The following is an 11,083-nucleotide window of genomic DNA, read 5'->3' on the forward strand; positions in this document are numbered from 1 at the left end:
TGATGTTGAAGGAGCAATCCCATGTTGAAGACCATCATGCTGGCCGGTGCGGCCCTGATCGCCACCCCCGCGATTGCGCAGGACATGCAGCAGGCCCCGGCCGATCCCGCCGCGGGTGCGGCGCAGACCGCCCCCGCCCCCGAGCAGACAGCCCCCGAGCAGGCGGCCCCAGCCCAGGGTCAGCCGGCGACGACCGCAGATCAGGTGGCGCAGGTGATCGACGCCGACTGGGCGAAATATGACGTGGATGGCAACAGCGAGCTGAGCAAGGAAGAGTTCGGCACGTGGCTGGGCACGCTGCGCAAGGCAAGCGAGCCGGGCGCCGACCTCGCCTCCACCGAAATGCAGGGCTGGATGGGTCAGGCCTTTGCTGCTGCCGATGCGGACAAGTCCAGCACGGTCAGCAAGCCGGAGCTGACCAAGTTCCTGTCGCAGTCGGCCTGAACTTGATCGGAGCGCGGAGGTTTTCGTGATGGGAACCCTTCGTCTTGCCGAAAGTTTTAAGGTCCCGAACGGATTGAAAGGAGTGTCCCATGGGTGAACTGACCGACAAGCTGGCAGCAGCTGGCAACAAGCTCGCCGGGAATGCCAAGGAAGCGATTGGCAAAGCGACGAACAATCCCGAACTGGAAGCCGAGGGCAAAGCCCAGCAGGTGAAGGGCACGGGCCAGGATATCGCCGGCAGCGTCAAGGGCGCCTTGGGCGACAAGATCTGATCGTTCGTCACGACAATGGAAAAGGCGGTGCCGGAGACGGTGCCGCCTTTTTCGTATCTCGTGCGGCCGTGGACTTCAGATCAGCCCGTTTGCCCGCATGCTGAAATGCCCGTTTCGGCCGATGATCAGGTGGTCGTGGACGCTGATGTTCAATGGCTTGCCCGCTGCGACGATGGCTTTGGTCAGGTCGATGTCCGCGCGGCTCGGGCTGGGATCGCCGGAGGGATGGTTATGGACCAGAATGATCGCCGCCGATCCGAAATCGAGCGCACGCCGGACGACTTCCCGGATATAGACAGGTGCCTCATCGATCGTCCCGCGGCCAAGCTCGTCATCCAGGATCAGGGCATTGCGGGTATTGAGGTGCAGGACGCGCACCTGTTCCACCTGAACATGCGCCATCGCGCCACGCAGATAATCGAGCAGCGCCTGCCAGTTGGACAGGACCGGCCGGTTTTCCACCTCGCTGCGCAACGTGCGGACCAATGCGGCGCGCACGATCTTGATCGCTGCGGCCGCCGCATCCCCCGCGCCCTCGACCTGCCGGATCGATTCGACGTCCGCCGCCAGCAGGTCCGGCAGGCTGCCGAATTTGGCCAGCAGGCGCTTTGCCGTCCCCTTGGTGTCGCCGCGCGGCTGCGCCGTTGCCAGCAGATATTCGACCAGTTCATGGTCGTGCAGGTCCCGCCCCTCGGATGCGAGCAGCCGCTTGCGCAGCCGTTCGCGGTGTCCGGTGCCGTCGGTTCCGGGATCGTTCATGCCGCAGCGGTAGCACAGGTGGCGTCGGCGGCAAGCCGTGCTAACCCGGACGCGTGATGACGATCGCCAACCATCCCAGTGCATTGGCCTGCCGGGCATGCCTGCCACGATGCCGGGCTGGAGCGGTGCGGCGATCGTGAGCGAGCCCGAACCGTTTGACCTGGACATGGGTGCTGCGCCCGCATCGCCCCGTCGGCGCCGACTGCTGCGGCGATCGGCGCGGATCGCCGCGGTGTCGGCCATCATCCTGTTCGCGGCGGCGGGCATATTGTGGAGCCAGCGGCGGCCGATTGCCGACGGGTTCATCCGCGATGCCCTGATCCAGCGGGGCGTGCCCGCCCGGTATACGATTGCCGATGTCGGGTTCCGGACGCAGCGGATCACCAATCTGATGCTGGGCGATCCAGCCAATCCCGACCTGACCGCCGATTGGGCGGAAATCGACCTGAGCCTGGGCTTTGGCGAGCCGGAGGTGGTGGCGGTGCGCGCCGGCAAGGTCCGGATGCGGGGCAGGGTGGTGGGTGGCAAGCTGACGCTGGGCACGCTGGACCGGCTGATGCCCGCGCCGTCGGGCAAACCGTTTTCCCTGCCACGAATCGCGCTGGCGATCGGGGACGGGCGGGCCCGGATCGACACCGACCAGGGGCAGGTGGGCGTAAAACTGACCGGATCGGGCCGTCTGGACGACGGATTTCGCGGCAGGATCGCCGCAGTGGCGCCCAAGGTCACGTCCGGGCCGTGCCGCGCGGCGCGGATGACGCTGTATGGCAATATCCGCATCGCTGCCCGCCAGCCCAGGTTCGACGGGCCGCTTCGCATCGCGGGTGCGCGGTGCGACGCCACCACGCTGGGCGCGTCGTCCGTGGCGGTGAAGGTTGCGCTCAATGAACGGCTGGACCGGTGGCGCGGTCAGGCGGGGCTGGCGCTGGGTGCGCTGAATGACCCGCGCGCTTCGATGCGCACGCTGACCGGCACCGTCCGGTTCGATGGCGGACCCGGCGCAACGGGCGGCAGCATGGACCTGTCCGCATCGGGGATCACGACCGATCTGGCATCGGCGGGGCAGGTGCGGGTCGTCGGCCAATATAGGAACGGCAAGGCTCAGGCGCTGGATGCGCGGCTGACGCTGGATGGCATGCGGGCGGGCAACGCGGTCCGGCGACAGGTTGCTGCCCTGCGCGGCAGCGGCACGGGAACGCCGGTCGGGCCGCTGATCGATCGACTGACGGATGCGCTGGGCGCGATGGCCAGCGATGCGCGGGTTGCCGCTGACCTGGCGGTGGAGGCAAAGGGCGGTGCCGTTTCGGGGCAGCTTCGGCGGATGACGCTGAACGCGGCCAGCGGTGCGCGACTGTCGCTGACCGATGGCGATGGCGCGCGTTTTTCATGGCCGGCGGGCGGCCTGACCCTGAACGGCAGGGTCGCGTTCGGCGGCGGCGGTCTGCCCGATGGGCTGATCCGCCTGAATCAGGCGCGGCCGGGCGGGGCGGTGACGGGGCAGGCGTTGATCGCCCCCTATCGCGCGGGGGATGCCAGCCTGGCGCTTAATCAAGTGGCATTCCAGCTGGCTGAAGGACGCGCGCAGATGACGGGCGCTGCGGTGCTCAGCGGGCCGTTGCCCGGCGGGCGGGTGGATGGCCTGTCGCTGCCCATCGATGCGCGGTTCGCCAATGGCCGGTTGACGGTCAATCCCGGCTGCGCGCCGCTGGCGTTCCAAAAACTGCTGATCAGCACCCTGGCACTGACGCCCGCGCGAATGGCCCTGTGTCCGACGGATGGCGCCATGCTGCGGCTTGCCGATGGCCGGGTAGCAGGCGGCGTGTCGACCGGCGCAGTGCGCCTTGCCGGAACGCTGGGCGGCGCGCCGCTGACCGTCGATGCAGCGCGCGGCCGTTTCGACCTTGCCGCCAGCCGGTTCGCGCTGGACCGGCCCGCGCTGGCGATCGGTGCGCCGGATCGGGTCAACCGTCTTGCCGCAGAGAAGCTGGACGGGGCGATCGCGGACGGCGGCGTATCGGGCCGGTTCGTGGGCCTGAACGGACAGATTGCGCGCGTGCCGCTGCTCCTGTCCAACGGGGCGGGCGAATGGCGCTTTGCCGATGCAGCGCTGGCCGTCGGTGGCGGCCTGACCGTCAGCGACGATGTGAACGCGGTCGAGCCGGGCCAGCCGCCGCGCGAACCCCGGTTCAACCCGATGGTCAGCAACGACATCCGCCTGACCCTGGCCGACAGCAAAATCCTGACCTCGGGCACGCTGACCCTGCCCCGGGGGGATCAGACGATCGCTGCCGTCACCATCCGGCACGATCTGTCGCGCACGGTTGGCGACGCCGTGATCCATGTGCCGGGTATCCGCTTTGCCGAAAGGGGCCTGCAGCCGCGCGACCTGACCGAACTGGCCTTCGGCGTCGTCGCGGCGGTGAAGGGTGAGGTGAGCGGGCGCGGCACGATCAACTGGACTGGCGAGGGGGTGACCAGCGGCGGCACGTTCCGCACCGACAGCCTGGACCTGGCGGCGGCATTCGGCCCGGTCACCGGCCTGTCCGGCGAACTGCGCTTTTCCGACCTGTTGTCGCTGGAAACCGAGCCGGGGCAGGTGGTTCGGCTGGCCGAGGTCAATCCCGGCTTTCCGGTGCGCGACGGGCAAATCCGGTATCGCCTGCTGGCCGGACAGAAGGTGGCGATCGAAGGCGGGCGCTGGCCGCTGGCGGGCGGGGCGATGGTGCTGGAGCCGACAGTGCTCGATTTCGCCAGCACCGCGCCCAAGCAGATGGTGTTCCGTGCCGAGGGCGTGGATGCGGACCAGTTCCTGCAACAGTTCGATTTCGACAATCTGGACGCCACGGGCACGTTCGACGGGGTGATTCCGGTGCTGTTCGATGCCAGCGGTGCGCGGGTCGAGGGCGGGCGGCTGGCGGTGCGGCAGGGCGGCGGCACGCTCGCCTATCTGGGCGAACTGAGCGAGGAACAGCTGGGCGCATGGGGCGATTTCGCGTTCCAGGCGCTGCGCGCTATCCGCTATCGCGAGCTGGAACTGGCGCTGAACGGGCCGCTGGCCGGCGACATGATTACCGAAATCCGCTTTGCCGGCGTCGCTCAGGGCGCGGGGACCAAGAGCAATTTCCTGATCCGGCGGCTGGCGCGACTGCCGCTGGTGTTCAACATCCGCATCCAGGCGCCGTTCCTGCAACTGATCGATTCCGCCAAATCGATCTATGATCCGTCCAACCTCGACGTGCCCACCCTGTTGCGCGAACAGGCAGAGCGCGAGGCGCAGGCGCGGGGCATAATCGCCTCGCCTAAGCCGCCCCAACCCGATATTCAGCCTATAGAAAGCGAGAAGATGCCATGAGTGCAACGACTGGCGACGGCGTGGTGCCGCCCGCAGCGAAGCGAAAGGGCCGGATTGGCTGGACGATGATGGCGGCGGTCGCGATGGCCGGCCTTGGCGGTTGCATCACTGTGAATGCGCCGGACAAGCCGATCGAGATCAACCTCAACATCAAGATCAGCCAGGAGATCGTGTATCGCTTCGATGGCGATGCAAAGCGGCTGATCGACGAAAATCCGGGAATCTTCTGATGGGAATGGCGATGGACAGGACGGGCATGAAGATCACGGCGGCGCTGCTGGCGCTGGCGGCGGCAGGGTCGGCCGGGGCTGCGCTGGCTCAGGCGCGCGATCCTGCCTATGCGGCTGCCCGCGCGGCGGGGCAGGTGGGCGAACAGCCGGACGGCTATCTGGGTGTCGTCGGCAATGCGTCCGCCGATGTCCGCAAGATGGTGAGCGACATCAACCTGCAGCGCAAAAAGGCCTATACCACCCAGGCGCAGGCCGAGGGCGGGACGGTGGAACAGCGCGGGTTCGTGACCGGCTGCAACCTGATCGCGCGGACAACGCCGGGCGAAAAATACATGGATCCGGCGGGCGCGTGGCAGACGCGGGGGGCGGGCGCCCCGGTCCGCGATCCGAAGTGCATCTAAGCCAGATCGCATAGCTATGCAGTGCGTGCCGCCGGTTTCCCGGTGGCCGCGCCGACCCCCGGCCGCGGGGGTCCAATCCCACCTGTTGACTCAAGGGTCCCCCCTTCCTAAACGGCCCCTGCCTTGGCGGGCCGGCGCCCGGCATTGGCGTTCCTCCGACCCCCACGGGCAACAGAAGGACGCAGATGACCGATCGCAGGCCCGGACTGGACCCCCTTGGCGAAGATGCGCGGCTGGATTCGCTCGAAGAGCGGCTTCGGCGGGCGCAGGCCGAGGAAGCGGTGCGGCGCGGCGAAGCACAGCCCGACAAGGGCGAGGCGGATACCCGGATGGGCAACCGCGTGCTGGCCGAGCTGATCGGGGGGCTGGTTGGGGGAGCCGTTATCGGGTGGTTGCTCGACAGCTGGCTGGATACCTCGCCGTGGCTCCTGCTGGCGATGCTTGCCCTTGGGGTGGCGGGTGCCTTCAGGAACATTATCCGGATTGCGAACCGGCGCTCGAAATAATTTCGGGCGCCGCTTTATAACTTGGTTCTTTGACGGGAATGGCGTCCAAGGGAATGGCTGGGGCAGTGGCTGAAGAAGCAGGCAAGATCGACCCAATGCACCAGTTTCAGGTGCAGACGATCGGCGACCCGTTGTTCACGGTCGGCGATGCGGCGATTTCATTCACCAATTCCGCGGCATGGATGCTGATCGCGCTCGTCGCCCTGTGGGTGTTCGTGATCGGCGGCGCAAAGGGTCAGATGGTTCCCGGCCGCTGGCAGATGGCGGTCGAAGGCTTCACCGGCTTTATCGGCAACCTGCTCAGCGCGAACATCGGCCCGGCCGGCAAGAAGTACGTGCCGTACGTCTTCACGCTGTTCATGTTCATCCTGTTCGCCAACGTCCTGGGCCTGCTTCCGCTGGGCCTCGTTGGCGTCCACCCCTTTACCTTTACCAGCCATTTCACGGTGACGGGCGTGTTCGCCATCGTCAGCTTTGCCATCGTGCTGGCGGTCGGCTTCGGCAAGCACGGCCTGAAGTTCTTCAAGCTGTTCGTGCCGCACGGCACGCCGATCCCCGTGCTGCTGCTGGTCGTGCCGATCGAGATGATCTCGTTCCTGGTGCGGCCGTTCAGCCTGGCGCTGCGACTGTTTGTTGCCATGACCGCCGGACACATCCTGCTGAAGGTGCTGGCCTATTTCATCGTCAATTCGGTGAATGCCGGTGCCGGTCTGGGCGCGGCGGTGGGCATCCCCAGCTTTTTGCTGATGGTCGGCGTGTCCGCGCTGGAACTGCTGGTGGCGGGGGTGCAGGCCTATGTCTTTGCGCTGCTGACCAGCCTTTACATCAACGATGCCGAGCATCTGCACGAGCATCACTGATCCCATTTTCGTCAAACACCTGATTATCCCTAAGGAGTGAATTCAATGGAAGCTGATGCGATCAAGCTGCTGGGTGCCGGTCTGGCTGCCATCGGTGCCGGTCTGGCCGCGCTGGGCGTGGGCAATGTGTTCGCCGCGTTCCTGGAAGGCGCGCTGCGCAACCCGTCGGCCGCGTCGAGCCAGCAGGGCAACATGTTCATCGGCTTCGCCGCCGCCGAACTTCTGGGCCTGCTCGCGTTCGTCGTCGCGGTTCTGCTGATCTTCGTCGCGTAATTCTGCGCGACGGACGATGACCGGGCCGGAATCCTTCCGGCCCGCAGGATACGGGAACGCCTTGAATGCCTCAAATCGCGCAACTCAGTGATCTTGGCTATCTGCTGTCGCAGGTGCTGTGGATCGTCCTGATTTTCGGTCTCGCCTATGTTCTGGTCGGCCGCGGGCTGGTGCCCAAGGTGACCAAGACGATGGATGCGCGCGATGCCGCCATCGCTGCCGATCTGGCAGCAGCGGAAAGCGCGCGGATCCAGGCCGACGCGACCGAGGCGCAATGGCGGGCCAAGGAAAATGCCGCGCGTGAAGCCGCTCAAAAGCTGATCGCAGAGGCAAAGGCATCGGGCGCCCGGTCGACCGAGGCTGCGCTGGCCGCGGCCAATGGTGCCGCCGAGCAGAAGATCGCCGAGGCAGAGGCGCGGATCGCCGCATCGCGCGATGCAGCGGTTGCCGAAGTCGAAGGCGTTGCCGCCGATGCAGCGCGCGACATCGTCGCCCGGCTGTCCGGCGTCAGTGTAACCGAGGAAGCGGCGCGGTCCGCGGTGAAGGAGGCCATTCATGGCTGAAGCAGCGCATGGCGGCGTGACCGCGACGACCGAGGCTCATGGCGGCCCGGCCGAACATCATGCCGATCCGACCGCCCTGTTCCTTGACCCGACGGGTTGGGTCAGCCTGGCCATGGCGGTCTTCCTGCTCATCCTGCTGGTCAAGGGCGTGCCCGCCCTGATCGGTGCGATGCTGGACAAGCAGATTGCCGCCATCCGCACGCGGTTGGACGAGGCCAAGGCGCTGCGCGAGGAGGCAGAGCGCCTGCGCGACGATTACGCCCGCCGGATCGCCAATGTCGAGGCGGAGACCAAGGCAATGGTGGAAAGCGCGCGTGCCGAAGCTGACGCGCTGGTCGTCAAGGCGCAGGCCGATGCCGATGCGCTGATCGCCCGCCGCGCCCGCATGGCCGAGGACAAGATCGCCGCTGCTGAGCGTCAGGCGCTGGCCGAGGTCCGCGCGACCGCCGCCGACGCTGCAACGCGCGCCGCCGGTGCCATCATCGCCGCCAATCACGGCGCCGATGCCGACAAGCCGCTGGTCGACCGGACCATCGCTGGCCTGTCGCGGCTTAACTGAAGCCGACTGCACAATAATTTTCGTTGCGCTTGCCGAGTGTAACGGGCACGGGCGGCGGGATGACCCGCCGCCCGATCGATGCCAGACTGCTGATCCTTGCATCAGCGTTCCTGATCCTTACCGCAGCGATTGTCGCCACGATCATGCTGGTCCGCGACCAGCGGGCCGCAAACGAACGCGTGCTCCATACCTTGCAGGTCCATGACCGCATCGGCAGCATCGTTTCCATCATCCAGGATACTGAAACCGGCGCGCGCGGCTATGCGCTGACGCGCAATCCGGAGTTTGCCGAGCCGTTCCTGATGGCGCGCCGCCGGCTGCCGGGCGAGCTGAACGAACTGGTCAAATCGGTTTCCGACAATCCGGAACAATTTGCCCGCGCTCGCCAGCTTCAGGTGCTGGCCGCCCGAAAGCTGGCAATATCGACGCGCATTGTCGATGCCGCCCGGCTGGGGGGTATGATCGATGCCGCAGCCGTCGTCCGGGAGGGTGAGGGCAGGCGCGTCATGGACGAGATCCGCGCGCTGAGCGGCGAGATGAAGGATATCGAGCGCGGCTTGCTGCGTCAGCGCGACGATGCGGCCAATTCGCAGACCCGCAATGTCCTTGGCTGGCTGGTGCTCAGCGCGCTTGGCACCTTGCTGCTGGGGGCGTTTGTGCTGCGCCAGCTGCAGCGCCGGCTGGGACAGGCGAATGATGCGCGGGATCAGCTGGCGGCCGCCAATCAGCTGCTGATCGAAGAGGCAGGTGCGCGCGAAGAGGCACAGTCCCAGGTTCGCCAGCTGCAGAAAATGGAATCCATCGGCCAGCTGACCGGCGGGATCGCACACGACTTCAACAATATGCTTGCCATCGTCACCGGATCGCTGGAGCTGGCCGTCCGGCATCTTGGTACCAATCCGGAACGGGCCGGGCAGATGATCGGCAATGCGCAGGAGGGCGCAAGGCGGGCGGCAGAGCTGACCGCGCGTCTGCTCGCCTTTTCCCGCCAGTCGCCGCTTGCGCCCCGCGCCATCGACGCCAATCGCCTGGTCGGCGGGATGTCCGAACTGCTTCGCCGGACGCTGGGCGACGGCATCCGCGTCGAAACGGTGTTGGCCGGTGGCCTGTGGCCCTGCCTGATCGATGCCGGCCAGTTGGAAAACGCCATCCTGAACCTGTCGGTCAATGCCCGCGATGCCATGGGCGAGGGCGGGCGGCTGACGATCGAGACGGCGAATGCGCATCTCGACGACGCCTATGCCGCGGAACATGTCGAAGTGACGGCCGGGCAATATGTGATGATCTCGGTCAGTGATACCGGCAGCGGGATGCCGCCTGAGGTGATGCAGCGGGCGTTCGATCCCTTCTTCACGACCAAGGGCGTAGGCAAGGGCACCGGTCTTGGCCTGAGCCAGGTCTATGGCTTCATCAAGCAGTCGGGCGGCCATGTGAAAATCTATTCGGAGACAGAGGTCGGCACGACGATCAAGCTGTATCTACCCCGCCATTTTGGCGAGGTAGCCGTGCCATCGCTGGGGGTCGATGCCGGGGAGCAGCTGCCCCAGGCGCGCGAAGGCGAAGTCGTGCTGGTGGTCGAGGACGAGGAGCGGGTGCGTCGGATGTCGGTGACCGCACTGGAGGAACTCGGCTATCGCGTGATCGAGGCCGCCGATCCGCATCGTGCGCTTGCATTGCTGGACCAGCGCGATCGCATCGACCTGTTGTTCACCGACGTGATCATGCCCGACCTGAACGGCCGACTGCTGGCCGAGGCCGCGCGGGAAAAGCGGCCCGGATTGCCGGTGCTCTACACCACCGGGTATACCCGCAACGCCATCGTCCATAACGGGATGCTGGATCATGATGTTGCATTTCTGGCCAAGCCGTTCACGATGCGGCAACTGGCGGAAAAGGTCCGGCAGGTGATCGACGGAGAAGCCGGCTGCGCCTGACGCCGGTCGTCAAGGACAGGGGAAAGGAGCGTGCCGATGATGACGCTTGCGGTGATGCTGGCGACGATGCCGGTGGTTCAGGATCATTCGGCGCATGGTGGCAAGCCGGCGACGACGCCTGCGGCTTCCGTCGCCCTGTCCCTGGATACGCCCGTCGAGACGCTGGCGGCCAACCCGGCGTCCAAGGCCGTGCTGGACAAGCATTTTCCCGAAATGCTGAAGCACCCTATGTATGATCAGTTCAAGCAGATGAGCCTGAAGCAGCTGCAGCCGCTGGCGCAGGGTCAGATCACGAACGATATGCTGACCGCCGCCGAAAAGGATCTGGCGGCGATCAAATAAGCGGAGGGATCAGCTCGGCTTCGCGCGGGACAGGATGCCGCAGCCATAGGCTTCGGCGTAGGGCCGATCCCAGCACGCAAGAAACCCGTCAAGCACGTGCAGGTTCATCGGCCATTGCACGGGCTGAGGCCTGCCCTCCCGATCGACAGGTTTGTACCATTCGGGTCGTGGCAACACCGCCAGCTGCGCCCGCGCCCGTTCCAACGCGGGCCGGTTGCGGCGCAGGAACGCGATGCTGCCATCGACATAGTGGTTCCAGCCGAACGGCGCATCCTCATCCGCCGGCTTGCGGGATTGATCGAACAGGGCGATCGCTGCATCGGTCTGACCTATATTGGCGCGCATCTGCCCTTCGTGCCATATCAGGATCAGGTCTTTGGCGCCGTGCCGGGTCCGCCAGTCACGGATCAGGTCCGCGGCCTGTGCATCGCAGCCGCGATTGGCAAGCGCACGCCAGCCGCCGTCCATGTCCTGATCGAACGCCTGTTGCGGCAGGGCGAGCAGCGCAGCCCGGTCATGGGTGCAATCCGGCGCAGCGGTCTGGGCGAGCAGGGCAAGCACGAGCAGCATGGGTCAACAGGCTGATGC

Annotated in this window: 14 protein-coding genes; 12 read left to right on the forward strand and 2 right to left on the reverse strand. The window is 66.4% G+C overall.

Annotated elements, in window-relative coordinates; genetic code table 11:
- The first annotated feature begins 21 nt into the window (after positions 1 to 21).
- The gene (locus tag NYR55_RS11880; RefSeq protein WP_260021699.1) at positions 22 to 444 is read left to right on the forward strand and encodes a hypothetical protein; all 423 of its coding nucleotides are present in this window, start codon (positions 22 to 24) and stop codon (positions 442 to 444) included.
- Between the two features lie 89 nt (positions 445 to 533).
- Positions 534 to 716, forward strand: a complete 183-nt coding sequence (locus tag NYR55_RS11885; RefSeq protein ID WP_260021700.1) for a CsbD family protein — start codon at positions 534 to 536, stop codon at positions 714 to 716.
- Between the two features lie 75 nt (positions 717 to 791).
- Here NYR55_RS11885 and radC read toward each other — a convergent pair whose 3' ends face one another.
- Complete coding sequence (gene radC / locus NYR55_RS11890; RefSeq protein ID WP_260021701.1) at positions 792 to 1,475, reverse strand: DNA repair protein RadC; 684 nt, start codon at positions 1,473 to 1,475, stop codon at positions 792 to 794.
- 109 nt (positions 1,476 to 1,584) lie between these two features.
- On the opposite strand from radC, the gene NYR55_RS11895 reads away from it, so the two are divergent.
- From NYR55_RS11895 to NYR55_RS11940, 10 genes are all read left to right on the forward strand, one after another.
- Positions 1,585 to 4,827, forward strand: a complete 3,243-nt coding sequence (locus NYR55_RS11895) for a YdbH domain-containing protein (RefSeq protein ID WP_260021702.1) — start codon at positions 1,585 to 1,587, stop codon at positions 4,825 to 4,827.
- On the forward strand, positions 4,824 to 5,057 hold the full coding sequence (locus tag NYR55_RS11900; protein ID WP_260021703.1) for a YnbE family lipoprotein: 234 nt from the start codon (positions 4,824 to 4,826) through the stop codon (positions 5,055 to 5,057). Before NYR55_RS11895 ends, NYR55_RS11900 begins: the two co-directional genes overlap by 4 nt.
- Positions 5,057 to 5,458, forward strand: a complete 402-nt coding sequence (locus tag NYR55_RS11905; protein ID WP_260021704.1) for a YdbL family protein — start codon at positions 5,057 to 5,059, stop codon at positions 5,456 to 5,458. Before NYR55_RS11900 ends, NYR55_RS11905 begins: the two co-directional genes overlap by 1 nt.
- A gap of 185 nt (positions 5,459 to 5,643) precedes the next feature.
- A complete protein-coding gene (locus NYR55_RS11910) occupies positions 5,644 to 5,964 on the forward strand; it encodes an AtpZ/AtpI family protein (RefSeq protein ID WP_260021706.1) in 321 nt (106 codons plus the stop codon).
- 95 nt (positions 5,965 to 6,059) lie between these two features.
- A complete protein-coding gene (locus NYR55_RS11915) occupies positions 6,060 to 6,824 on the forward strand; it encodes a F0F1 ATP synthase subunit A (protein WP_260022361.1) in 765 nt (254 codons plus the stop codon).
- Between the two features lie 45 nt (positions 6,825 to 6,869).
- Positions 6,870 to 7,097 (forward strand): F0F1 ATP synthase subunit C, encoded by a 228-nt coding sequence (locus tag NYR55_RS11920; RefSeq protein ID WP_260021707.1) that lies wholly within the window; start codon positions 6,870 to 6,872, stop codon positions 7,095 to 7,097.
- A 65-nt stretch (positions 7,098 to 7,162) separates the two neighbouring features.
- Positions 7,163 to 7,660 carry an ATPase gene (locus NYR55_RS11925; protein WP_260021708.1) on the forward strand — a complete coding sequence of 166 codons (498 nt, stop codon included), beginning with the start codon at positions 7,163 to 7,165 and terminating at the stop codon, positions 7,658 to 7,660.
- Positions 7,653 to 8,219: a hypothetical protein gene (locus NYR55_RS11930; protein WP_260021709.1), complete on the forward strand. Its 567-nt coding sequence runs from the start codon at positions 7,653 to 7,655 to the stop codon at positions 8,217 to 8,219. The genes NYR55_RS11925 and NYR55_RS11930 overlap by 8 nt, the downstream gene beginning before the upstream one ends.
- Before the next feature lie 59 nt (positions 8,220 to 8,278).
- Positions 8,279 to 10,153 (forward strand): CHASE3 domain-containing protein, encoded by a 1,875-nt coding sequence (locus tag NYR55_RS11935; protein ID WP_260021710.1) that lies wholly within the window; start codon positions 8,279 to 8,281, stop codon positions 10,151 to 10,153.
- A gap of 36 nt (positions 10,154 to 10,189) precedes the next feature.
- Positions 10,190 to 10,495, forward strand: a complete 306-nt coding sequence (locus tag NYR55_RS11940) for a hypothetical protein (RefSeq protein WP_260021711.1) — start codon at positions 10,190 to 10,192, stop codon at positions 10,493 to 10,495.
- Between the two features lie 9 nt (positions 10,496 to 10,504).
- Here the strand turns inward: NYR55_RS11940 and NYR55_RS11945 are convergent, their stop codons facing one another.
- Positions 10,505 to 11,065 (reverse strand): hypothetical protein, encoded by a 561-nt coding sequence (locus NYR55_RS11945; protein WP_260021712.1) that lies wholly within the window; start codon positions 11,063 to 11,065, stop codon positions 10,505 to 10,507.
- Positions 11,066 to 11,083 lie beyond the last annotated feature (18 nt).

The organism is Sphingomonas sp. BGYR3 (genome assembly GCF_025153455.1).
Taxonomy (GTDB): domain Bacteria; phylum Pseudomonadota; class Alphaproteobacteria; order Sphingomonadales; family Sphingomonadaceae; genus Sphingomonas.